This window comes from Caballeronia sp. M1242 (assembly GCF_017220215.1).
GTDB lineage: Bacteria > Pseudomonadota > Gammaproteobacteria > Burkholderiales > Burkholderiaceae > Caballeronia.
Window position 1 is genome coordinate 90277 of record NZ_CP071129.1, and the last position, 23837, is coordinate 114113.

Here is a 23837-nt window from a genome sequence, read left to right on the forward strand (position 1 = left end):
TCAGTCCTTGAGATGAAGCGTGTCGAGCAGCGTGCGCACGTCGAGGTGATCGGCGGCGCGCGCCGCATCGCGCGACGTGAGATGCGGAATCACGCCCAGAAGCGGCGCGGCGATGCGTTGCTTGAGCGTGGCGATGTTTTCGTCGGGATACAGCATAGTCGGATCGACGCGATTGGCCACCCAGCCCGCGAGTGTCAGCCCGCGCGCTGCAATCGCTTCGGCGGTCAGCAGCGCATGGCTGATGCAGCCGAGCCGCATGCCGACGACGAGCACCACCGGCACCTTCAGCGCGACGGCGAGATCGGCGGTGTCGTGCGTCTCGTCGAGCGGCACGCGAAAGCCGCCGACGCCTTCTACCACGACGATATCCGCGCGCGTCGAAGCCTCGCGATGCGCATCCACGATGCGCCCGATATCCAGCGCGATGCCTTCGCGCGCCGCGGCGATATGCGGCGCGATCGGCTCGCGCATCATGAACGGCGTGCGCATGTCGGGCGGCAGCGCGACGGTCGCGGCGGCGTCCAGTTGGTCGGCGTCTTCGTTGTGCAGCATGCCGTCGCGCATGACGGCGCCCGAGGCGATCGGCTTCATCGCGGCGGCGCGAAGGCCCGTGCGAGCGAAGCCGTGAAGCAGCGCGCAGGAGACGAAGGTCTTGCCGATCTCCGTATCGGTGCCGGCGACGAAAAGGGATAAAGCGGTCATAGCGTATTCAAAGCGTGGTCGAGACGGTCGAGGTCTTCGCGACTATGCGCGGCCGAAAGCGAAATGCGCAGGCGCGACGTGCCGGACGGCACCGTCGGCGGTCGAATGGCGGGCACCCAAAGGCCGTGTGCGTCGAGCGCGGCGGCGATGGCGAGCGTCTCGTCGTTGCCGCCGATCACGAGCGGCTGCACGGCCGTTTGCGAATCCACCGGAAGCCAGCGCGTGCGCTTGAGCATGGCGCGCGTGGTGTCGACGAGCGTAGCGAGATGCGCGCGGCGCGCGTCGCCTTCATCGCCCGCAATGAGCGCGATGCTCGCCGACACGGCATGCGCGACCGCAGGCGGCGCGGCCGTCGTGAAGATATACGGACGCGCGCGCTGCACGAGCCATTCGATGACCGTGGCATGCGCCGCGACGAACGCGCCCGCGACGCCCGCCGCCTTGCCGAGCGTGCCGACATAGACGAGATGCGGCGAGCGCAGCGCGAAGTGCGCGAGCGCGCCGCGACCTTGCGGGCCGAGCACGCCGAAGCCGTGCGCGTCGTCGACGACGAGCCACGCGCCGTACTTCTCCGCCAGTTGGACGAGACCCGCGAGCGGCGCAATGTCGCCGTCCATGCTGAAGACCGTGTCGGTGACGATGAGTTTCGTCGCGGTCTCGTCGCGCGAGGCGTCGAGCATGGCGTCGAGCGCGGCGAGGTCGGCATGCGGATAAATCTGCGTTTGCGCGCGGGAAAGCCGCACGCCGTCGATCAGCGAAGCGTGGTTCAGCGCGTCGGAGAACACGAGCGTGCTGCGGCCGGCCAGCGTGGTGAGCACGGCGAGATTCGCCATGTAACCGGTGCTGAAGTAGAGCGCGCGCGGATCGTCGACGAAGCCGCCCGAGAACGCGGCCAGATCGTCTTCGAGCCGGGCATGAGCGCGCGAATGACCGCCGAGCAGATGCGAACCGCCGCTGCCGGCGCCGTAAAGCGCAGCGCCTTCGGCGAGCGCCGCGCGGATCGCTTCGTGCGCGGCGAGGCCGAGATAGTCGTTGCTCGCGAAGCCGATCATCGCGCGGCCATCGACGGTCATATGCGCGGAATTCGCGCCGTCGATGATCCTGCGACGGCGGCGCAAGCCGCGTGCGTCGATATCGGCGAGACCCTGATTCAGCGTCTCGTAGAGCGCCTGCGTGGTGTCGTTCATGCGGCGCACTCCGCGAGCGTGGCGTCGAGCGTATCGAGCGTGCGTTGCGCGAGCAGCGCGAGTTCGTCGTCCGAGAGGATGTACGGCGGCATCATGTACACCGTCTTGCCGATGGGACGCATCAGCAGTTCGCGCTGCAACGCGTTGGCAAAGAAGCGGCGCGAGAACGCGGCATCGTCCGTATCGACATCGAACGCGAAGATCGTGCCGCGCTCGCGGAAGTTGCGCGCGCGCGCGTGCTTCGCGAGCGGCTGCATCGCTTCACGCAGCAACGCCGACTTGCGGCGGTTTTCTGCGAGCACGTTCGCGCTTTCGAACAAGTCGAGCGTCGCGAGCGCCGCGCGGCACGCGAGCGGATTGCCCGTGTACGAGTGCGAATGCAGAAAGCCGCGCGTGATGTCGTCGTCGTAGAAAGCGGCGTAGATTTCATCGCGCGTGAGCACGAGCGAAAGCGGCAGGTAGCCGCCGCTGATGCCCTTCGACAGGCACACGAAGTCCGGCCACACGCCCGCCTGCTCGCACGCGAAGAAGGTGCCGGTGCGCCCGCAGCCGACCGCGATTTCATCGGCGATCAGATGCACGCCATACTCGTCGCAGAGCGCGCGCAGGCGCGTGAGATATGACGCGTCGTACATTGCCATGCCGGCCGCGCACTGCACGAGCGGCTCGACGATCACGGCGGCAAGATGCGCCGCGCGTTCGGCGAAGAGCGCGCGCATCGCGTCGATCGCTGCATCCACGCCCGCCGCAGCCGGCGAGGCAACTACATGCGCGTGGCGAATCAGCGGATCGTACGCGTCCTTGAAAAGGGCGACATCGGTCACGCCGAGCGCGCCGATGGTCTCGCCGTGGTAACTGTTCGCGAGACACGCGAATTCGCGCTTCTCGCACTGGCCGCGATTGCGCCAGAAGTGAAAGCTCATCTTCAGCGCAATCTCGACCGCCGACGCGCCATCGGAGGCGAAGAACGCATGGCCGAGCGTCTTTTGCGTGAGCGCGGAAAGACGCTCCGCCAGTTCGACGGCGCTCGCGTGCGTGCAGCCCGCGAGCATCGCGTGTTCGAGCGTGTCGAGCTGATCCTTGAGCGCGCGGTTGATGTCGGGATTCGCGTGGCCGAAGAGATTGACCCACCACGAACTGATGGCGTCGAGATAGCGGTTGCCCGCCGGATCGTAGAGCCACGCGCCCTTGCCGCGCGCGATCGGCACGAGCGGCATGCGCTCGTGATGCTTCATCTGGGTACACGGGTGCCACACGGCGGCGAGCGAACGCGCGACCCAGTCTTGATTGGCTTCTGTGTTCAAAACGGCTCCCAGGCCCGCGCGAACGCGAGCCGGCACATCGGGCAGGCGCGGCGGCCTGCGCTTTTCGAGGAAACTGCGCGAGACTTTCGCGCGCTCCAATTATCCCGAAAATGGGCGCGGCCTTCGCTTTTCGCCCACCATTTGGACGATGCAGCCGCGCGCATGCGACGTGCGAAAACGCGCTTTCGCCCGCAACTTCGCTGAACGCGACGGCTAATCGTAGGATAGCCGCCTCAAGATGCAAAAACGCCGGCGCAGCGGCCGGCGTGGTTCGAGAGCGTGAACAGCGTTCAGCGCGAGGCCGTCTGCGTGTCCGCGCTGTTGTTCTTCCAGACCACCGCGTTATCGACCGCGTAGAGGCGGCACGGATCGCTGCTCTGCTTCTGGCAGCCGGCAATGGCCACGGCCATCGGATCGTCGCCGCCTTCGGCCCACGACCACGCGCCCGAGTCGGACACGGCGAACGCGCGGCTCGAATACTGGCTCAGGAAATTGCGATACCCGGCGCGGCCGGCTTCATCGACGAACGGAACCGACTGCACGGCGTCGAGGCTCGCGAAATCCGTGGCGTTCGGCGCGTGCGGCTCGGCGACCTGATACTGCACGGAGGTCGGCATGCCGACTTGCGCGAGGAACGCCTTCACGCGCGGCCACCAGATCTGCACGCCGTCGCGATCGCCGACGAGCCGGTGCGCGTCGTTCTTGTAGGTGCCGAAGTCGACCATGTTCGATCGCGCGCCGTGCGAGACGAACGCCGTGTACATCTGCGACGCGAGATCGCCCGGCCAGACCGAATCGTTATCGCCGTACAGCCACAGCGACGGCAGGCGGACGTTCTCGCCATACGCGCCGAAGGCATCGACGAGATTCTTCTGCCAGCCCGCGCATTCGTCCTGCCGCAAGCCGCCCGAGAAATTGATGAGACCGCGCACGCCCGGCGCGGCGAGCGCATCGCGCGCGCCGTAGGCGATGGTCGTCAGCCCGCCGTGCGACGTGCCCGCGACGACAATATGCGTCTTGTCGACGTAAGGCTGCGCGCTCATGTACTCGACGGTCGCGGCGACATCGCGCGCCTGCGCAAAACCGTTGGCTTCGACGTTGCAGCCGTGGCCCGCGTAGTCGCCGCCGGAGCCCGCGAAGCCGCGGCGGTTCGGCACGACGACGACATAACCGTGACGCACGAACTCACGCGCGAGCGCGACCGGCCGGTTGCGCGGCTGGGCGTGCGAATCGCCGGGGAGCTTGCCGTGATTGAACACGATCATCGGGAACGGGCCCGCGCCGTCCGGTTTGAAGACGGTGGTTTCGAGCGCGATGTCGTCTTCCGGCACCTCGATGACCGTTTCGTTCAGGCCATTCGCGACGACCGGCAGTCGCGCGTCGAGCGCATCCGGAATCTGGCTGAAGACGGGCGCCGAAAGCCCTTCGGATTGGCGGATGCCGCCGATCGGTTCGGCGTGCACGACGGACGCGACCAACGACGCCGCGAGCGAGCATGCCATGCTGCATCCGACCAACCAGGTTCTGATCGCCATCCGTGAACTCCGACCGCACTCGAATCAATGTGTTGATATGACGCGGACCACGAATCGCCGGTTGAAGTCACAAGCTGGCCGCGCTGCTGACAATGAGCAGTGTGGAATGCCGGGCGTTGGAGTCATGCCGCGAAAAGGCATGACAAATGGCTTCAAACTGGAAAAAACGGGTGACCGCATTTGGCCGGGCGCGAGAATGACAGCGCCCTGACGCAAACACAGATTACCCGTTCAAAATTGCACTGCACAATAAAGGAAACCCCGTAACAGCTTAATCTGAAAGGAGAAGTTCAGGAAATTAATACCGTCTTGTTTTTAAGCGAAGATTTACTTTTCGACGATGTCGCCGTCGATATAAATCCAGTGGCTTTCGGCGTTACGCGTGAAACGGCTCGCTTCGTGCAGCCGATGCGCGCGCCCGCCGACTTTATATCGCGCGACGAATTCGACTTCTTCGTGATTGCCGTCGATGACCGCGTGCCGTTTGATCTGCAAGCCGAGCCAGCGCGTGCCGTCGCCGGAAGCGTCGAGATCGGGCGGACAGGTTTTCGCGTCCCATGTCGCGCGCAGATAGGCGGTGTCGCCGAGCACATAGGCGGTGTAGCGCGAGCGCATGAGTTCCATCGCGTTCGCCGGAAAAGCGCCGCCTTCGATGAAGCGGCCGCAGCAGTCCGCATAGCGCGGCGCGCGCGCGTCCGGGCGCCGCGACGGCGCTGCGCCGCCGCACGGACACTCGACCGGCGTCATGCATCGACTCCCGGCATCTCGACATGGCCCGGCTGATTGCGCACGCGATCCAGCCACGCGCGAATGGCCGGATAGCGCGACAGATCGAGACCCGCTTCGTCGGCCACATGCGTGTAGGCGTAGAGCGCGATGTCGGCCACCGTGTAGCGCTCGCCGACAAGGAACGTGCGCGACGCGAGATGCTGCTCCATCACGTCGAGCGCGCGATACGAACCGGCAGTCTTCTCGGGCAGACGCGGATCGTCCAGCTGTTTCAGAAACTCGCGGATGAAGCGCGCCACCGCGACATACGGCTCGTGGCTGTACTGCTCGAAGAACATCCATTGCAGCACTTGCGCGCGTTCGAGGCGGTCGTTGGGAAGCAGCGCGGAGCCTTCGGCGAGATAGCAGAGAATGGCGTCGGATTCAGAGAGCGTCGTCGTTTCGTCGATGACGAGCACGGGCACCTTGCCGTTCGGGTTCAGCTTGCGGAAGGCGTCGGTGCGCGTCGCGCCGTGCATCATGTCCACTTCGTGCCAGACATAGGGCAACTTCAGTTGTTCGAGCGCGAGCCGCACCTTGTAGCAGTTGCCGGACGCCGACACGCCGTGCACGTGATAAGTCATTCCCCGATTCTCCTTGTCATGGCGCGGCTCACCAGTCGAGCCGCGTGCCGTCGTACTGAATGAAGCGGCCGTTGTACTCGTCGCGCAGCGCATGCGCCTCTGCGATCACGGCGCGCATGCCGGTGACGCTGCGCGCCACGTCGATGGCCGCGGACGGTCCGCCCATTTCCGTGCGCACCCAGCCGGGATGCAGCGCGAGGCACGCCGAATGACGCGACTGCACCGACGCCACCTTCAGCGCCGAGTTGAGCGCCGCCTTGCTCGCGCGATACAGCCAGCCGGTCGTGCCGCTCGCCTCGCTAATGCTGCCCATCTTGCTCGACACGACGGCGAGCACGCCGTGCGCGGCATCGACGAGCGGCAGCAGCACGGGCATCAGTTGCATCGGGCCGCGCACATTAGTATGCATGACGTGATCGAAGTCTTCGGCGCTGAGGGTCTCGACGCCTTCGGTGCGCGGGCCGTAGACACCGGATACGATGATCGCCGCATCGAGCCGCTCCTCGTCGAGTTGCCACGCAAGCGCGGCGATCTGCTCCGGCTGCGTGACGTCGAGCGAAAAGGTCTGCGCGCCGAGCGCATCCAGCGCGGAGAGGGCGGCTTTGTCGCGCGCGGTGGCGAGCACGCGCCAGCCGTCGCGCGCATATTGACGCACGAATTCGTGGCCGATGCCGCGAGACGCGCCGAGAATCAGAGCGGTTTTCATCAGTCGTCCTTTGTTGTCTGCCTCAAACCAGTTCGATGCCCATTGCCGTCGCCTCGCCGCCGCCGATGCACAGCGTCGCCACGCCGCGCTTGCCGCCGCGCGCGCGCAATGCGCCGATCAACGTCACGAGAATACGCGCGCCCGACGCGCCGATCGGATGCCCGAGCGCGCACGCGCCGCCGTTCACGTTGACCTTGTCGTGCGGCAGGTCGTGCTCGCGCATCGCGGCCATCGTGACGACCGCGAAGGCTTCGTTGATCTCGTACAGATCCACATCGTTCGCGCGCCAGCCGTTCTTCTCGAAGAGCTTGCGGATTGCGCCGACGGGCGCGGTCGTGAAGAGCGCCGGCTGCTGCGCGAACGTGCTGTGTCCGACGACACGCGCAATCGGCGTCGCGCCGAGGCGCTTCGCGGTCGATTCGCGCATCATCACGAGCGCGGCCGCGCCATCCGATATCGACGACGAATTCGCCGCCGTCACCGTGCCGTCTTTCGCGAACGCCGGTTTCAGCGACGGGATCTTCTCGATGTTCGCCTTAAACGGCTGCTCGTCGCGTTCAATGACCGTATCGCCCTTCCTGCCCGCCACCGTGACCGGCGCGATCTCCCACGCGAACGAACCGTCCTCGTTCGCGCGTTGCGCGCGGCGTAGCGATTCCACCGCGAACGCATCCTGCGATTCGCGCGAGAACGCATACGACGACGCGCATTGCTCCGCGAACGTGCCCATCAGGCGGCCTTTTTCGTACGCGTCTTCGAGGCCGTCGAGGAACATGTGGTCGAGCACCTGGCCGTGTCCCATGCGCATGCCGCCGCGCGCCTTCGGCAGCAGGTACGGCGCGTTCGTCATGCTCTCCATGCCGCCCGCGACCATCACATCCGCCGAGCCGGCGAGCAGCATGTCGTGCGCGAACATGGCGGCGCGCATGCCCGAGCCGCACATCTTGTTGATGGTCGTGCAACCGGTCGAGAGCGGCAGGCCCGCGCCGAGCGCCGCCTGTCGCGCGGGCGCCTGACCTTGTCCTGCCGGAAGCACGCAGCCCATGATGGCTTCGTCGATCTGCTCGGCTTTGAGGCCCGCGCGTTCCACTGCCGCGCGAATGGCGGCCGCGCCCAGTTGCGGCGCCGTCAGCGCGGCGAAGTCGCCCTGGAACGCGGCCATCGGCGTGCGCGCCGCCGAAACGATGACTACGGGATTCTCTTGTGTCTCACTCATGTTTTAGCTCCTGAATGACGCCCTGAATGACAGAGGGAACATCGCCGAGACGCGCCGCGTCGGACGCGATCACGTCGTTTTCCGCTGCGTGCGCGCCGTCGCGCTTCAGCGCGGCGAGGCACGATTGATACGTCGAGTCCACTTTCTCCTGCGCGCTGATCATCATGCCGAGGTTGCGCAGACGGCCATCGTGAACGCCGTAGGTCCAGCCATGCACGGTGAGCGCCTGCCCGCGCGACCAGGCGTCGTTGACGACCGTGGTGCGGCAGACGTTGAGCGTCTGCTCGATGGTGTTCAGTTCCACGAGCCTGCGATGCCGCGCTTCGCCCATCGGCCATTCGTCGAGCAACGCGGCGTGTTTCTCGCGCACGTCTTCGACATGACGCAGCCAGTTGTCGCGAGACCCACGCGGCGACCGACCAGCGCCGCGCCCACGCCCGAGCAGCCGTAATGACCGACGACCATGATGTGCTTGACCTTCAGCATGTCGACGGCGAACTGGATCACCGAGAGACAGTTGAGGTCCGAATGCACGACCACGTTTGCAATGTTCCGATGCACGAACACTTCGCCCGGCGGCAAGCCGATGATCTGGTTCGCGGGCACGCGCGAGTCCGAGCAGCCGATCCACAGATATTCCGGCGCTTGCTGATGCGCGAGCCGTTCGAAGAATTCGGCGTCTTCCGCGAGCTTGCGCGTGACCAGTTCTGGTTGTTCTCGAACAGATGAACGAGAGGATGGGCTTCGTTGGTACGGTCAGTCATGTTCGTGTTCGTGTTTCAAGGGCGCGCGTTATGCAGCGCGCGCCGGTGCCTTGTCGAATCGCTCCGGATAGCGGACGCAGAACCGGATGGCAGGGTCATAGGGAAAGAAATCGGCGATTTCGCCTTGCAGCAGTTGCTCCTTGTGACGCTGCCACAGCGCAGGGTCGAGGAGATCCGCGTGATGCCGCATGAACGCTTCGCGCACGCGCGGATCGCCGAGCAGGAAGGTGTCGTACGTCTCGGGAAAGATATCGTGCGGCCCGACGCTATACCATGGCTCGCCGGACAACTCGTCTTCCTCGGTGCGCGGCGGCGGCACGCGGCGCACGTTGCAGTCCGTGAGGTACTCGATCTCGTCGTAATCGTAGAACACCACGCGTCCGTGCCGCGTGACGCCGAAGTTCTTGTACAGCATGTCGCCGGGAAAGATGTTGGCCTGCATCAACTGTTTGATCGCGTCGCCATATTCTCGGATGCCGTGGTCGATGTCGTCGGCGTGGCCGTTCTTCAGGAACAGATTGAGCGGCACCATGCGCCGTTCGATATACACATGACGGATCACGAGCTTGTCGCCTTCGTATTCGATCATCGAGGGCGCTTCTTTCTCCAGTTCGCGGATGAGCGCGTGATCGAGGCGCGCAAGCGGCAGCGCGACGCTCGAGTATTCCAGCGTATCGGCCATGCGTCCCAGCCGGTCGTGCCGTTTCACGAGCTGGTACTTATCCTGAATCTTCTCGCGCGTGGTTTCCTTCGGCGGCGGGAAGGCGTCCTTGATCAACTTGAACACGTACGGAAACGATGGCAGCGTGAACACGATCATCACGAGTCCCTTGATGCCGGGGGCGATAATGAACTGATCGCTCGAATGCTTCAGATGATGCAGCAAGTCGCGGTAGAACAGATTCTTGCCCTGCTTTTGCAGGCCCAGCGACGTATAGATTTCCGCGTTCGGCTTGGCCGGCATGATGGTGCGCAGGAAGTGAACGTACGCGGACGGCACTTCCATATCGACCAAAAAATACGAGTGCGCAAAGCTGAAGATGATGAGCAGTTGCTGGCGCTCGGTCAGCACCGTATCGAGCGCGAGCAGCCCACGCTGCGTATGGCGAATGGCGATGGCGAACGGCAGCAGCGAATCCCCATGGATGATGCGCCCGATGATATACGCCGCCTTGTTCCGAAAGAACAGCGACGAAAGCACGTGAATCTGGAAGTTCGGCGCGGGCGCGAAATCGCCGAACGCATCGCGAAGCGATTGCATCACGCATTGCACGTCGCGCGTCAAATCTTCGAACGGCGGCTCGAGCTGAAAGTTCGTGACGATACGTTCGAGCGTCGCGGCGAGGCCGTCGGTGTCCGGGTAATACGCGCGATACGTCGGCTTCGCGGCGGGCTCGTCGTTCTCGATGTATTCGGTCGAGATGGCCGGGCGCACAAAGATGAAATCGTTGTTGAAGTACGAGCGATGCAGAATCTTGCAGCACACCGAATTAAAAAACGTCTCGGCGCATTCCGGCTGACGATGCGTCGTCAACAGGCCGATGTAATGCAGCTTGATTTGCTGCCAGACGTCGTCGTCGATATGCTCGGCGTCGTATTCGTCTTCGAGGAGTGCCACGCATTCCGCCACGCGATCGTCATACGACGCAATGCGCTCGCGAGCCAGCCGCGCCAGCGCATGCCAGTCGCCGCGCTCGAAGAGCGGCTTCGCTTCGATGGCGGCATCGCGAAACACGCGGTAGTGGCGATCGAACCCTTCGAGCAGCGTCTGCGCCACATCGAAGCCGATTTGCGACGAAAGCAGCTTGGGGAAGTGGTTCATATCGGCGTGCGCGGGTCGTGGGTCGTGGGTCGCGGGTTGAGCTCACATCATGCGGCTTTCGCTCGGCGGGCGCGCTTGTCCATGCCCGCTGCGAGCAGCGCGCGGCCTTCCTTTTCATACGCGGCGAGTTCCGCGAGCGTCGTGTTGATGTCCTCCAGTTGCCGTTCGAGCACTTGCCGATGCGCCGCGATGGTGTCCACGAAGCCGCGCAATTGCGCGGTCGTGCCGGTCGGGGAATCGTAAAGGTCGAGCAGCGTGCGAATCTCCGACAGCGTGAAGCCGAGCCGCTTGCCGCGCAACGTCAGCTTCAGCCGCGTGCGATCCCGCGACGAATACACGCGCCGCAAGCCGTTCGCGCCTTCGCGTCGCGGCGCGAGGAGACCCTGATCTTCATAGAAGCGAATGGCGCGAGGCGTGATGTCGAATTCGCGCGCCAGTTCGGTGATCGAGAAATGCGTGGGCTGAGTCATCGGGAAAGCGCCGCGCGCGAGCGCGCATGCAACGTTAGAATGACGTTTACGTTATCGTCAACTTCGCCGGATTGCAACGCGGCGCAAACCCTCAGAGCACCGACCGATGAACGCACTCGAACATCAGCTCGACTATGTCTTTGCCGACGAAACGCCCGCGCCCGGCGGCGCGAAAGAAGTGGCGCCCGGCGTCTATTGGCTGCGCATGCCGCTGCCGTTCGCGCTGGATCACATCAACCTGTGGCTGTTGCGCGATGAACTCGACGGCGTGAAAGGCTGGACCGTGATCGATTGCGGCATCTCGAACGAAAGCATTCGCGCGAACTGGGAGCGCGTGTTCGATACGGTGCTCGACGGCCAGCCGGTGTTGCGCGTGATCGTCACGCATTGCCACCCGGACCATCTGGGACTCGCGGACTGGATCTGTCAGGGCGGAGACAAGAAACGCTGGAACGTGCGGCTGTGGATCTCGCTTGGCGAATATGCGATGGGCCGCGTGATGGCGGCGGGCGACGGCTCCAACGCGGGCGGCGAGCGCGCGGCGCAGCACTTCGCGGCGCACGGCCTGACGGACGCGGCATCGCTCGATGCGCTCAGGAAGCGCGACAGCTATTACCCGACGCTCGTGCCTTCGATGCCGCGCGAATTCCGCCGCATCCGCGACGGCGACCGGCTGCGCATCGGTGCGCGCGAGTGGGAAGTGGTGACGGGCTACGGTCATTCGCCGGAGCATGTTGCGCTTTATTGCGCGGCCGATGAACTGCTCATTTCCGGCGACATGGTGCTGCCGCGCATCTCGACCAACGTGTCGGTGTTCGCCATCGAACCGGAGGGCAATCCGCTCGCGCTGTATCTGGAATCTCTCACGCGCTATGAGGCGATGCCCGCCGATGTGCTCGCGTTGCCCTCGCACGGCAAGCCGTTTCGCGGCGTGAAGACGCGCATCGCGCAGCTTCGCGAGCATCATCGCGCGCGGCTTGCGGAAGTGCGCGAGGCGTGCTCGGCGAAACCGTGCAGCGTCGCCGACATCGTACCGATCATGTTCAAGCGCGCGCTCGACATCCATCAGATGACGTTCGCGCTCGGCGAGGCGCTCGCGCATCTGAACATGCTATGGCTCGATGGCACGCTTGCGCGTCGGACCGGCGATGACGGCGTGATCCGCTTCTCGCCGGCCTGAAGTGCCGCGTTACTGCACTGACACCACGCCGAAGTTCTGCCGCCCGAACGGGCTCACGTTATAGCCGCTGACGTTCGTGCGCGTGAGCGCGGCGGCGGTCGGATACACGAGCGGAATCCACAGCGCCTGATCGTGGATGATCTTCTGCGCATCCACATACGCCTTCGTGCGTTTGGTGATATCCGGCGTCGCCTTGCCGTCCGCGATCAGCTTGTCCAGTTGCGGGTCGCAATAGCGCGCGAAGTTGATACCCGACTTCACCGCATTGCAGCTGAATAGCGGCGACAGGTAGTTGTCCGGGTCGCCGTTGTCGCCGGCCCAGCCCATGAACAGCATGTCGTGCTTGCCCTGCTTCGCTTCCTTGATCAGCTCGCCCCATTCGATCACCTTCACCTGCGCTTTTACGCCGATTTTCGCGAGGTCGGCTTGCAGCAGTTCGGCGCCAGCCTTCGGGTTCGGATTCAGCACGCTGCCATTCGGACGCACCCAGATGGTCGTGTCGAAACCGCTCGGAAAGCCCGCATCGGCCAGGAGCTTCTTCGCGCGATCCGCGGAATACGGATACGCCTGCACGTTCTTGTCGTAGCTCCAGGTGTTCGGCGGATACGGATTCACGGCGGGCGTCGCCGTGTTGTCGAAGACGGTCTTCATGTACGTCGTGCGATCGAACGCCATGTTCAGCGCCTGACGCACCTTCGGGTTGTCGAGCGGCTTCTTCTGCGTGTTGAGCGCGACGAACGCGGTCATGAACGCAGGCGTTTCGCTGACCTTGAGCGAGCGGTCCTTCTTTGCGTCGAGCACGTCCTGCGGCTTCGGCGAAAGCGCGATCTGGCATTCGCCCGCCTTGATCTTCTGCGCGCGCACGGTGGCGTCCGGCGTGATCGCGTAGATGAGGCGGTCGATCTTCGGCTTCGGGCCCCAGTACGACGGGTTCACGTCGTAGCGGATGACGGCATCCTTCGTATAGCTCTTCAGCACGAACGGACCCGTGCCGATAGGCTTGCTGTTCAAGTCCACCTGCTTGTTCGCCTTTAGCAACTGGTCCGCGTATTCCGCCGAATAGATCGAGGCGAAGCCCATCGTGAGAATCGGCACGAAGGTCGCGTTCGGCTCGTTGAGGTCGAACTTCACGGTGTGGTCATCCACCTTCGTCACGCTCTTGATGAGCTTCACGAGGCCCATCGACTGCGCGTGCGGAAAGCCGCTCGCGCCCGCCACCTTGTGCCACGGATTGCTCTCCGACAGCATGCGATCGAACGTGAAGACCACATCGTCGGCATTGAGCGGGCGCGTCGGCTTGAAGTAATCGGTGCTCTGGAACTGCACGTTCGGCCGAAGATGAAACGTGTAGCTCAAACCATCGCTCGATACGTCCCATTTCTCCGCGAGCGACGGCGCGACTTTCTTCGCCGCTTCGTCGTAAGAGACGAGCGTGTTGAAGATCACGTCTGCCGATGCGTTGGTCGTGACGAGCGAGTTGAACTGCACGACATCGAAGCCGTCCGGGCTCGATTCAGTGCAGACGGTAAGCGGCTTGGACTGCGCGAGCATGGGCGCGGCCACGGCGAGGGCGGCGAGAAGGGCAGGCAAGCGTTTGATGCGCATGGGTTCTCCGGTCGGCGGGAGCGCGCTGTTGCGCGTGCTCCGTGAATCACACAGCGTTTGTTCTTGTTGCTCGATGAATCCGGTCGCGCGATGCCGAGCAAGCACCGCGCCCGCGCGCGTAGATTAGCGAACGCGCGGGCGCGCGACAACGAACCGTTGCGCATACCGATATGTCCCGCTGTCTGCGTCGGCTTGCCGAACGCGACGCGTCACGCTACACTGCCCCGGTCTTTGGGGAGTAGCCTTCCTTCCGCTTGCGAAGGAGAACGCGTCAACATCCTCGGCTCTGCTGCCGTGGCGCGTTCGACCGGTCCGGTTTGGCGAGACCACTGATGTGCCACGTCGTTCTTGGTCGGACGTCGCGTGGCGCATCATGGTTCGCTGACGTCCGACCGTGGAATCATCGTGTCCCCACAACTACAAGACCTCATTCGCTCACGCGCCGACATCGTCTGCGTGCCACGTCGTGCCATGCGAGGTGCCGCATGACGATGCTTTTCCTCGAACTCGCGTTGATGCTCGCGATCATTCTGATTGCCTCCGAGCTCTTCACCAACGCGCTCGAACACCTCGGCGAACGGCTCGGCATTTCGGAAGGCGTGACCGGATCGCTTTTCGCCGCAGTGGGCACGGCCTTGCCGGAAACGACGGTGCCGATCATCGCGCTCTTAGGCGGCACGGCAAGCCGCGCGGTCAACGAGGAGATCGGCGTCGGCGCGATCCTCGGCGCGCCGCTCATGCTCGCGACGCTTTCGACGTTCCTGATGACGCTCGCCATCGTGAAATCGCGCGGTTTGCGCGGCGTGATCGAGCCGGAGCGCAGCGGCTTTACGCGCGATCTCAACTTCTTCCTGATCGCATTCCTCATCGCGGCTGGCGCGATGTTCGTGCCGCATCACGCATGGCAGGTGCGCGCGCTGTTCGCGGCGGGGCTCGTCGGCCTGTACGTGATCTATGTAATCTCGACCTTCAGGGCATCGGCCAATCTCGTCGAAAGCGGACACGGCACCGAAGCGCCCGAAACGCTCTTCATCTCGCGCGTCGGACTCAAGACGAATCTCGGCTCGATCATGCTGCAATTTCTGATCGGCATCGTGTTGCTGGTGGGCGGCGCGAAGGGCTTCATTCACGGCGTCGAGGGCGTATCGCAGGCGCTCGGCGTCTCGGCGCTGCTGCTCTCGCTCATCATCATTCCGATCGCGACGGAGCTGCCCGAAAAGGTCAACAGCATTCTGTGGGCGCGGCGCGGCAAGGACACGCTCGCGTTTGGCAACATCACCGGCGCGATGGTGTTTCAGGGCACGTTGCTGCCGTCCATCGGCATCATGCTGACGCCGTGGGAGCCGCGCGTCGAAGTGCTGACCGGCGTGCTCATCACGCTCGCGGCGGCGGCGTGGCTGCGTTTCCATGCGAGAGGGAAGGGCGTCGCGTTGTGGGCGTTGCTCGGCAACGGCGTGCTGTACGCGGCGTATCTGACGTTGACGCTCGGGCGCTAGGCTCGTTCCGCGCAAATAAAAATGCCCGCGCGAGGCGGGCATCGAGAGCAAAGCTGCGTCATCACATCGACGCTTTCTTGTTGTTGTTAGTCTGTATAACGGCGCGGGGCAGGGAAACTTTAGAGCCGCGCGGCCTGTTGATAACGGCTGGCCGCGTCGACGCGCGCGGTCGCCTCGCGATACGTCTTGCCGAGCGACATGCGCGCGGCTTGCGCCGTCTGCATCAGCGCGGCATCCAGCGTCTGAATCTCGCTCGCGGTCTGCAACGTCACCGGATCGAGGTCGTTCTCCAATTGCATGATGATCGGCGAACGCAGCTCGGAGAGGCGCGCCGCTTCGATCCAGTCGCCGGCGGCTGCGGCCGCGGCCATGGCGCGCGTGAGCGACGCCGCGTGGGTCAGCATGTCTCGTTGGCTCACATCTTTCTCCATGCGAATGGGTTGGCGCCTGCGTTACTTGTTGGTCGCGAGCGCGCCGGCGCTGTTCGTGCCGCCGAAAAGCTGCGTCAGGTACGTCGTGTTGCTCTGCATCGTCGCCATGAGCGTATTGAGCGCCGTGAACTGAGCGTTGTATTGCGACGTCAGGCTGTCGGCGTAGGTCTGCAGCTTCGTCGTCTGATCGGTCAGGCTCTTCAGGTCTGCATTGATGGCGGTCGTGCGCGTATCGATAATGCCGCCCGTTTGCAGGAACGACGTGATCTTCGAATTCAGCTGCGTGCCGATGCCGTTCGTCTGGTTGAAGAGCTGGCTCACGCGCGTCGGGCTGTTCGAGAGCGCGGTGGAAAGCGTCGAATCGTCGATGGACAGCGTGCCGTCGTCCTGAAGGTCGATGCCGATCGACGCGAGGTTCGTCGTCGTCGAAGTGGAACCGGAACCCGAACTCACGCCGCTCGTGATGATGCTGGACAGCGAACTCTGAATGCTCTGAAGCATGGAGTCGCCGAGCAGCACGCCGCCTTGCGAGCCGGCGCTTTTCGTGGAGTCGAACGACGACAGCGCGGCGGCCTGGCTCACGAACGAGTTGTACGCGTCGACGAACGCCTTGATCGTGCTCTTTTCCGTGGTCGTGTCGGAGGAGACGGTCAACGTCTGCGTCGAGCCTGCCGCAGCCGATGCCAGGTTCAGCGTCACGCCGCCGATCGCGGTCGTGAGCGTGTTGGTCGAGCTCGTGACGGCCGTGCCGTCGACCGTGAGCGACGCGTCTTGCGCCGCCGACGTCTGCGTGTAGTTGCTGCTGCCCGTGCTGTACGAAAGCGACGAATCGACGCCCGAGCCGGCGGTGACCGAAATGGTGTTCGCTGCGCCCGTCGTCTTCGACGCGAGCACGAGATGCTGACCGTCGGTGCCGGTGACGATGGTCGCGCTGATGCCGGGGTTGTCGCTCGCCGAATTGATCGACGACGCGATGCTCGCCAGCGTGTTCGTGCCGTCGAGCGTCACATTCATCGAGCTCGATCCGAGCGAAAGCGAGAGCGTGCCGGTGCCGAAGGTGTCGGTGGCGGCGTGCGCCGTCGACGAAATCTTCTGCGCGCTGGCGATGTTGTTGACCGTGATCGCATACGAACCGGCCACCGCGCTCGTGCCGGCCGTCGCCGTGAGCCCGCTGCCGCTCGCCGTCGCCGTGTACGCGGCGAGTCCGGTGCCGTCGGAAAGACTCTTCAGCGCCGTTTGCACCGATGACAGCGCGGACTTGATCTGCGAGACGGCGGACAGAAGCGTGTTGTCGCTCGCCGTCTTGTTCGCGATCTGCGTGGCCTGAGCGGTGGTCTTCGCGGTGACGAGCGAGGAAACCAGCGTGGATACATCGAGCGTGGAGTTCGTCGCGCCGCTGATGATGGACTGCGCGGCAGCGGCCAGTGTGGCGCTGACGTCGGTACTCGAGGTGGTGGTGGTCATCGGATGCTCCGGACGGACTGCCTTTTCTGTTTGCGAGCTTTCGTGAGCGCAGCGCCGATGATGAATGTCGCTGCGCTAACGAAAGCTGGGAGGCGGGCCTCCCAGTGAACTGCCGAACCCCGCCCAATGTTGCGGCGGGGCAGGTCACATGCGCTTAGCCGAGGAGCTTCAGCACTTGCTGCGGCATCGAGTTCGCTTGCGCGAGAACCGAGATACCCGCTTGTTGCAGCACTTGAGCCTTCGACAGGTTCGCCGTTTCTTGCGCGAAGTCCGCGTCGGTGATGGCCGACTGTGCTGCGTTCAGGTTGGTCGACTGCGACTGGAGGCTGGTCACGGCCGACGTGAAGCGGTTTTGTTCAGCGCCGAGCGTCGATTGCAGCGTGTTGACGGTGTCGAGCGCCGTGTCGACCAGGCTGATCACGGACTGCGCGCCGCTTGCCGTGGAGATGTCGACCGATGCCGAGCCGAACAGGCCGGTCTGGCTCATCGCGGTGCTGCCGAAGTCGACGCTCAGCGTCTGGTTCGCCACTGCGCCGATCTGGAAGGCCACCGTCGAGACCGAGCCGGACAGCATGGCTTGGCCGTTGAACGTCGTCTGGCTCGAAACGCGGTCGAGTTCGCCGAGACGCTGGGTCACTTCCGTCTGGAGGTAGCCGCGCTGCGTGTCGGAGAGCGAACCGTCGGCTGCCTGAACGGCCAGCTGGCGAATACGCTGAAGGTTGTCCGTCGTGGAGCTGAGGCCGCCCGACGCCGTTTGAATCATCGAGATCGCGTTGTTCGCGTTCGACACGCCCTGGTTCAGCGCGTTGACGTACGACGTCATGTTCGTCGAAATCGCCAGGCCTGCTGCATCGTCAGCTGCGCTGTTGATGCGCTTGCCCGACGAGAGGCGGTTAATAGCCGACGACAGCGCGCTTTGCGAACCTTGCAGGTTCTTTTGCGTCGTTTGCGACAGGGTGTTGGTGTTGATGTTCAACATTTCAAATTACCTCGTTGGTAAAGGCGCTACTAGTCTGAGTCTGAATGCGGCGTCGCGATGTTTAATGTGTTTCGCTGACTGCCTTACCTAAGGATTTCGGCCCACGGGAAAGAAACTTTAGGCCGAAGATCGAATGCGATTCGAATTTTCACGGAGTCTGCCGGCGCCTTGGCCGGCAGGGCTTAAAAGCAATTACGGCCGGGCCGGCTACACCTTTACAGGCAGCCGGCCCGATATCTCTTCATGAGGCGAGGGCGGTGTCAGCCTTCTGAACCCAGGAAAGCGGGCGGAACGTCAGGCGCATCAATTGCCGCGCGTTTCCGGCCATGGCAGGCACATAGATCAGTCCGTTCAGCGACATCTCGAACATGCCGGATTCGCGCTCAGTCATGCCGTCGTAAATGATCTCGCTCCCAGGCGAGAGCGCGCGCTGGCGATCGAACTCAATACGCGTATCCAGCGTTTCCGCGGGAAAGGTTGTCGCCGACGCAATCTGCACCCAGTTCATCTCCTTGCCGAACATGAGCGCGACGTCGAAGTCGGAAATGGGCACGACGAGCGAATAGAAGCCGTCGTAAGTCGCGCGCGCGGTCAGCGTCTCGGTCGCGGTTTCATTGCCGCGCACGAAAAGCGCGGGAATTCGCGTCTCGCGGTACGTCGTATCGTCGACGGTGAAATCCAGACGGTGACGGCGCACGGCCATTAGAAAGATCGCCTGATCGATGCCTGCGTGGCGCATCTCGTACGGATAACCCGGACGAAAACCCTTGCCGATGCTGCGCATATAGAAGGGTCCGCGCTGACGAAGCCCTTCGATGCCCGCGTCGTTATCCGCGACGTTGAATGCGTGAATGGACGCCCCGTTAATCTCGAACACCGTCTCATTGCCGCCGGCCACTTCGTCGCGGTCCGGGAGATACAGTAGGCGTGCGAGGCAGATGGCCGCATCGACGCGTAGTCGTTCAGCCGTCAGGCGGGGAAAGCTGGTGGCCGGCATCACGGCCATATCGCGGACAAAGCGGACGCAAGCATCCTGGATTTCTCCGCTTTGCGCGATTTGCTTCTCGCTTTTCGCAGATTGGTTGAGAAGCGGCGTGCCGTCGTCCTTGAAGTCATACACGCTGCCGGTTTTGAGCGAGCACATCTGCTCGAAATGGCCAATATGCGCGATCAACATCTCCATCACGTTTTCATCGGCCCAGCGGCTGTCGACGACGCCCGCGCGATCCGCGCGCCAGCCGGGTGTATCCAGCGAAACGAGATAGCGCCCGACGATCTCCACGTCGTAATACTTCTTGAACAGTTTGCCGAGCGAGCGCTGAATGGAGCCGTAGTAACCCAGGTCCACGATCACGAGCGTGTCGCCGCGCTCGAGTCCGACGGTGCGCTGCAGATGGCGAAAGAGCCGCTGACGAAGCGCCGCGCTGCGTTCGATGATGAGCTTCACCGTGCGCGGTTCCAGCACGAGACGCCGGAACGTCTGCAGCGGATTGGCGGATGCGTTTGCCTCGGCGAGCAGTTTGCCGGTTTCTTTGGGCGGCAGTTGCAGCTGGTCTGCGCCGAACTTCATCATCTGCGGGTTGATGACCTCTGTACTCAGATAACGCTCGATGGCCTCGCGGCTGTCGAAGGTCGAACCGGCGGCGACGAACCGCCCGACGTACGCTTCATTGCCGATCGGGCCGCCGTGCAGCGCTTCGCATGCCCGATGAATCAGATGCCCGTCGCGCAGCAGAAACGCGAGCTTGTGCGGTCGGCCACGCGCTTTGAGATCCTCATGCGTGTCCAGCACGAAGCGCGCGAACGCGTGCATGATCGGGCCGACCGACCAGTAGCCGATGCGCTCGTTCGTGCTCATGTTGCGGCCCTGTTGCAGGGAGCGCATCGCGTGATGCAAGCTCGGCGCGGGCTTCGTCGCGCGGATCGACGGAAACAGCACGCGCGCCGCCATCAGCCGCTGCCGGTCCGCTTTATGCATTTCTTCGTCGCGCTGCTGGAAATGCAGTACGCCGATGCCCATCTGCTGTGGAACGGCCCAGTCCGCGTACGGGTTGTCGCCGGTATGGAGAATCTCCGACGGCGCGACGCCCAGCCGTTCCGTCACGACATTCCAGAGTCCCGTGGACTTCGAGACGCCGAATTCGGACGAACAAAACACGACGTCGATGAGCGATTCGAGCTCCGGCGCGGTCGTGAAGAGAATGCGGCGCAATTGCGCCTCGGAGTAATAGGTATCGCTGACGATTGCCGTGCGTAGGCCGCGAATTTTCGCCTCGCGCAGCAGCGCGAGCACCGGCTCGAAGATGAAGCCGATCTCGATCTCTTTATCGACCTCGCGCTCGGCGAGCGCGCTCACCGTTGCTTCGTCGGCGTGAGGCGCGGCTTCGGCATAAATCTGTTCGAGCGTCGCCTCGCTCTTGCGGGTTGCGAAGTAATTCTGTTTACGCGCCTCGGATTCGGCCATCGTGCGCACGCGGGCGCTTACGCCGTGCTCGACGAATAGCGGATCTTCGGCCAGCGCGTAGTAAACGTCGACCGGTTCCTGTACGGCGCGCCAGAACAGCGTGTCGAAACAGTCGAAAGTCGCGACCGTATGCGACGGCGCGCGCGCCGACCACGTTTCGGCCAACTGATCCGGAAGGACGTTCTTGTCTGCTTGCATGTGATGGACTCCGCAGCCCGCGCCGGCGGGTCTGCATTGATGGTTTTCGTGCGTCGGGCGTCTGCAGCGGGTCGCTCTCGGCCGCCCCGGCATCAGCCTCTGTGATGTGTCGACGATCTTAGGGGCTTGCGCCAGAACGAAAGCACGGAACAAGCGCAGCTTTGGGCTTCATTTCGGCGCATGAGCGACGCGCGCGGCAGCGTCGCGCAATGTTGCGTATCCTTCCCGAACGTCCTCTACTCACGCGGAGTACTCCATGCAAACTCGCAGCATCGGCACATCGGATCTTGAAGTCGCGCCGCTCGTCTTCGGCGGCAACGTGTTCGGCTGGACCGCGGACGAACGCACGTCGTTCTCCATCCTCGACGCGTTCGTCGATCACGGCCTCAATTTCATCGACACGGCGGACGTCTATTCCGCGTGGGTCGAAGGGCACCACGGCGGCGAATCGGAAACGATCATCGGCAAGTGGTTCAAGGAGAGCGGCAAGCGCCACAAGGTCGTGCTCGCGACGAAGGTCGGCATGCTCGGCACGCGCGCCGGGCTTTCGGCGGCGAACATCGCGGCGGCCGTGGACGACTCGCTGCGGCGTCTGAAGACCGATTACATCGACGTCTACTTCTCGCATCTGGACGACGACAAGACGCCGCTCGACGAAACGCTCGGCGCCTACCAGAAGCTCATTCAGGCGGGCAAGGTGCGGGTGATCGGCGCGTCGAACTACACCGGCGCGCGGCTGGAAGAAGCGCTGAAAGTGGCGAAGGAATCGTCGCTGCCGGCGTATCAGATCCTGCAGCCGGAGTACAACCTCTACGACCGCGAAGGCTACGAGACGGACCTCGAGCCCGTCGCCGAGGCGCACAAGGTCGCAGTCGTCACGTATTTCAGCCTGGCGAGCGGCTTTCTGTCGGGCAAGTACCGCTCCAAAGCAGACATGCAGGGGAAGGCGCGCGGCTCGCGCGTCGAGAAGTATCTGAACGAGCGCGGCCTCAGGATTCTCGATGCGCTCGATGAAGTCGCGAAGCGCCACGACACCACGCCGGCGACCATCGCACTCGCGTGGGTCATCGCGCGGCCGAGCGTGACCGCGCCGATTGCGAGCGCCACGTCCGTGCAGCAACTGGAAAGTCTCGCGGCGGCCACGCGCCTCGAGCTCGATCCGGAAGAAGTGGCGGAACTGGACGAAGCCAGCGCCTGGCAGAAATAAATCTGTTGCATCAACGAGTTGCCGTGCTTCGAAGAGTTGGCATAGGCGCGGTGTTCTGGTAACATCGCGCCCGAATCGAGAAATGTGCCCGATTTTTCGGCCGATTTTTGCGTCCGCTCCGCTGAAAATGACAACGTCAAAATGTTAATCGCCAGCGGAGAACGGCGCCGAAAGTGTGCGTGCAGGCGGTCCTTTCGTGCGCACATGCCGCTTTGCGGTTGAATCCCAACTCTCTCTTTTCCGGCCTCCGTGGCCGCTTTGCTCGTGTCCGCTGCGTCCTTTTTGGCGCCCGGCGGACGATCGGAGTGCCGGCGCGCGGCGGGTTTTTCCGTTGCGCACTTAGAAATACGTTTAGCAAATCAGGATTGTCATGACCACTATTGTCCTCAAAGAAAACGAGCCGTTCGATGTCGCGATTCGGCGCTTCCGCCGCACCATCGAAAAGAATGGCCTGATCGCAGAACTGCGCGAGCGCCAGTCCTACGAAAAGCCGACCACCGAGCGCAAGCGCAAGAAGGCCGCGGCCGTTGCCCGCCTGCGCAAGCGCCTGCGTAGCCAGATGCTGCCGAAGAAGATGCACTAAAGCGTCTTTACGCCGGGCCGGTTTCTTTCGGTCCGCGAAGGCAAAACGGCGGTGCGACCCGTGAGGGCGCACCGCCGTTTTTTCTTGCAAGTTGGTTCTTAGGCGAACGCGTGCCGTCTTGCGAGTGCTTGCAGCAGATGCGGCCACTCGTCCACGCTGGCGTCGTCGTGAATCTGCTCCAGTTCCATCAAGAGATCGATGATGGCCGGATCGTAAGCATTCACGTTCGACGCATACAGCGCGCGCAGCAGCTTGCCGTCATGCGCATGCCGATAGTACGAAATGCCGACGCCTTCGAGCTCCGCTTCGTAGACGTCGTCACGCACCAGCGATCCGATCGCGCACTTGCGGCCGTGCGCGCCTCTCAGACGGCACGACCCGTTGTCATCTTCCGAGACGGCGCGCTGCGCCAGCAAATGCGCGCTCACGCGATGGAAGATCTCGTTCGCGCTCAACATCGTGACAGGGCTCAACATACGGCACCCGCACCGTTACGCAGCCGTTTTCAGAAGCTCGGCCGACAGACCGAATTGCCGCGCGATGGACGTGAGACGCTCGCGCCACTCCCATTTGCCGAAGACGTCGTGCACGTTCTGCAGGCACGAGAGCAGTTCGACGGTGGTCGGATCGAAGACGTTGATGCGCGCGCGCAGCAGAGCGCGCTTGAGCGCCGCGACGCCGACATCCATGTACGCCGGCACCGAGTCGGGCGATTTCCCGATATAGCGGATCGGCACGCCTTCCATGGCCGTCACGTAGTCGCGCGGCTTGATGAGACTCCCGATCGGGCAGCCGCCGCAGTATCCGCGATAAGCGCCGCCGCCGTGAGGCAGCAAAGCGGCTTGTCCCTGCGTGAAGAGATGCTGCACCGCGTTGTCAAAAATCTCCTGATGCGTCAGGAAGTTCAAGCTTTTCATGATCTTTCTCCCCTGCGCCCCTGCGCAGCGGCCATGCGTTGAGTTTCGAGCAACCTGCACCTGCGGCGTCGGACGGCGCGCACGCCGACCGGCTACTGCTTCGAGCACGTTGTTTTTCCCGGCCTAGGGACACGCGCATTCGCGTGCCCGTGTACTCGCGGCGGATCTCTCCACTCAGTGAACGATCCGCACACCGTGAGTTATAACGGCACGGCTCGGTAAAAAGGTGCGGCAGCGCACGCGAGAACGCCATTT

22 protein-coding genes, 1 pseudogene and 1 riboswitch are annotated in these 23837 nt (G+C 63.6%); of the genes and pseudogenes, 5 read left to right on the forward strand and 18 right to left on the reverse strand.

Going from position 1 to position 23837, the window contains the following annotated elements:
* The 4 genes from bioD to JYK05_RS00420 form a co-directional block, all read right to left on the reverse strand.
* Window positions 1–702 (reverse strand): dethiobiotin synthase, encoded by a 702-nt coding sequence (gene bioD, locus JYK05_RS00405; protein WP_206467353.1) that lies wholly within the window; start codon window positions 700–702, stop codon window positions 1–3.
* Entirely contained in the window at window positions 699–1889 is a 1191-nt protein-coding gene (gene bioF / locus JYK05_RS00410; RefSeq protein WP_206467354.1) for an 8-amino-7-oxononanoate synthase, read from the reverse strand. The genes bioD and bioF overlap by 4 nt, the downstream gene beginning before the upstream one ends.
* Entirely contained in the window at window positions 1886–3193 is a 1308-nt protein-coding gene (locus tag JYK05_RS00415) for an adenosylmethionine--8-amino-7-oxononanoate transaminase (protein WP_206467355.1), read from the reverse strand. The genes bioF and JYK05_RS00415 overlap by 4 nt, the downstream gene beginning before the upstream one ends.
* Window positions 3194–3483: 290 nt before the next feature.
* Complete coding sequence (locus JYK05_RS00420) at window positions 3484–4728, reverse strand: dienelactone hydrolase family protein (RefSeq protein ID WP_241269816.1); 1245 nt, start codon at window positions 4726–4728, stop codon at window positions 3484–3486.
* On the opposite strand from JYK05_RS00420, the gene JYK05_RS00425 reads away from it, so the two are divergent.
* Window positions 4694–4939 (forward strand): hypothetical protein, encoded by a 246-nt coding sequence (locus JYK05_RS00425; protein ID WP_206467357.1) that lies wholly within the window; start codon window positions 4694–4696, stop codon window positions 4937–4939. The genes JYK05_RS00420 and JYK05_RS00425 overlap by 35 nt on opposite strands.
* A gap of 116 nt (window positions 4940–5055) precedes the next feature.
* Here the strand turns inward: JYK05_RS00425 and JYK05_RS00430 are convergent, their stop codons facing one another.
* The 7 genes and pseudogenes from JYK05_RS00430 to JYK05_RS00460 form a co-directional block, all read right to left on the reverse strand.
* On the reverse strand, window positions 5056–5475 hold the full coding sequence (locus JYK05_RS00430) for a YchJ family protein (protein ID WP_206467358.1): 420 nt from the start codon (window positions 5473–5475) through the stop codon (window positions 5056–5058).
* Entirely contained in the window at window positions 5472–6080 is a 609-nt protein-coding gene (locus JYK05_RS00435) for a glutathione S-transferase family protein (protein ID WP_206467359.1), read from the reverse strand. The genes JYK05_RS00430 and JYK05_RS00435 overlap by 4 nt, the downstream gene beginning before the upstream one ends.
* 28 nt (window positions 6081–6108) lie before the next feature.
* Complete coding sequence (locus JYK05_RS00440; protein WP_206467360.1) at window positions 6109–6786, reverse strand: SDR family oxidoreductase; 678 nt, start codon at window positions 6784–6786, stop codon at window positions 6109–6111.
* 22 nt (window positions 6787–6808) lie between these two features.
* Window positions 6809–8002: an acetyl-CoA C-acetyltransferase gene (locus JYK05_RS00445; RefSeq protein WP_206467361.1), complete on the reverse strand. Its 1194-nt coding sequence runs from the start codon at window positions 8000–8002 to the stop codon at window positions 6809–6811.
* A pseudogene (gene can, locus JYK05_RS00450) lies at window positions 7995–8766 on the reverse strand (carbonate dehydratase). Before can ends, JYK05_RS00445 begins: the two are co-directional and overlap by 8 nt.
* A gap of 28 nt (window positions 8767–8794) precedes the next feature.
* Window positions 8795–10588 (reverse strand): bifunctional isocitrate dehydrogenase kinase/phosphatase, encoded by a 1794-nt coding sequence (gene aceK, locus JYK05_RS00455; protein WP_206467362.1) that lies wholly within the window; start codon window positions 10586–10588, stop codon window positions 8795–8797.
* A 47-nt stretch (window positions 10589–10635) separates the two neighbouring features.
* A complete protein-coding gene (locus JYK05_RS00460; RefSeq protein WP_206467363.1) occupies window positions 10636–11058 on the reverse strand; it encodes a MerR family DNA-binding transcriptional regulator in 423 nt (140 codons plus the stop codon).
* Between the two features lie 106 nt (window positions 11059–11164).
* On the opposite strand from JYK05_RS00460, the gene JYK05_RS00465 reads away from it, so the two are divergent.
* Window positions 11165–12238, forward strand: coding sequence for an MBL fold metallo-hydrolase (locus tag JYK05_RS00465; protein WP_206467364.1), 1074 nt, complete (start codon window positions 11165–11167; stop codon window positions 12236–12238).
* Window positions 12239–12247: 9 nt separating this feature from the next.
* Here the strand turns inward: JYK05_RS00465 and JYK05_RS00470 are convergent, their stop codons facing one another.
* The gene (locus JYK05_RS00470; RefSeq protein WP_371826390.1) at window positions 12248–13843 is read right to left on the reverse strand and encodes an ABC transporter substrate-binding protein; all 1596 of its coding nucleotides are present in this window, start codon (window positions 13841–13843) and stop codon (window positions 12248–12250) included.
* 221 nt (window positions 13844–14064) lie between these two features.
* Window positions 14065–14233: riboswitch (yybP-ykoY riboswitch) on the forward strand.
* 95 nt (window positions 14234–14328) lie between these two features.
* Here JYK05_RS00470 and JYK05_RS00475 point away from each other — a divergent pair.
* A complete protein-coding gene (locus JYK05_RS00475) occupies window positions 14329–15339 on the forward strand; it encodes a sodium:calcium antiporter (protein ID WP_175939015.1) in 1011 nt (336 codons plus the stop codon).
* A gap of 119 nt (window positions 15340–15458) precedes the next feature.
* Here JYK05_RS00475 and JYK05_RS00480 read toward each other — a convergent pair whose 3' ends face one another.
* The 4 genes from JYK05_RS00480 to JYK05_RS00495 all read right to left on the reverse strand — a co-directional run bounded on the left by JYK05_RS00480 (window position 15459) and on the right by JYK05_RS00495 (window position 20875).
* Window positions 15459–15758 carry a flagellar protein FliT gene (locus tag JYK05_RS00480; RefSeq protein WP_206467365.1) on the reverse strand — a complete coding sequence of 100 codons (300 nt, stop codon included), beginning with the start codon at window positions 15756–15758 and terminating at the stop codon, window positions 15459–15461.
* 33 nt (window positions 15759–15791) lie between these two features.
* A complete protein-coding gene (gene fliD / locus JYK05_RS00485) occupies window positions 15792–17234 on the reverse strand; it encodes a flagellar filament capping protein FliD (protein WP_206467366.1) in 1443 nt (480 codons plus the stop codon).
* A gap of 154 nt (window positions 17235–17388) precedes the next feature.
* On the reverse strand, window positions 17389–18213 hold the full coding sequence (locus JYK05_RS00490) for a flagellin domain-containing protein (RefSeq protein WP_175939021.1): 825 nt from the start codon (window positions 18211–18213) through the stop codon (window positions 17389–17391).
* Between the two features lie 241 nt (window positions 18214–18454).
* Entirely contained in the window at window positions 18455–20875 is a 2421-nt protein-coding gene (locus tag JYK05_RS00495; RefSeq protein WP_206467367.1) for an HAD family hydrolase, read from the reverse strand.
* Between the two features lie 256 nt (window positions 20876–21131).
* Between JYK05_RS00495 and JYK05_RS00500 the strand changes: the two genes are divergently transcribed.
* Both JYK05_RS00500 and rpsU read left to right on the forward strand, forming a co-directional pair.
* Window positions 21132–22082, forward strand: a complete 951-nt coding sequence (locus JYK05_RS00500; protein ID WP_206467368.1) for an aldo/keto reductase — start codon at window positions 21132–21134, stop codon at window positions 22080–22082.
* A 370-nt stretch (window positions 22083–22452) separates the two neighbouring features.
* Window positions 22453–22665 (forward strand): 30S ribosomal protein S21, encoded by a 213-nt coding sequence (gene rpsU / locus JYK05_RS00505; protein WP_159837708.1) that lies wholly within the window; start codon window positions 22453–22455, stop codon window positions 22663–22665.
* A gap of 98 nt (window positions 22666–22763) precedes the next feature.
* On the opposite strand, the gene JYK05_RS00510 is transcribed toward rpsU, so the two are convergent.
* Both JYK05_RS00510 and JYK05_RS00515 read right to left on the reverse strand, forming a co-directional pair.
* Complete coding sequence (locus tag JYK05_RS00510; protein WP_241269817.1) at window positions 22764–23141, reverse strand: hypothetical protein; 378 nt, start codon at window positions 23139–23141, stop codon at window positions 22764–22766.
* A gap of 15 nt (window positions 23142–23156) precedes the next feature.
* Window positions 23157–23582: a hypothetical protein gene (locus JYK05_RS00515; RefSeq protein ID WP_206467369.1), complete on the reverse strand. Its 426-nt coding sequence runs from the start codon at window positions 23580–23582 to the stop codon at window positions 23157–23159.
* Window positions 23583–23837 lie beyond the last annotated feature (255 nt).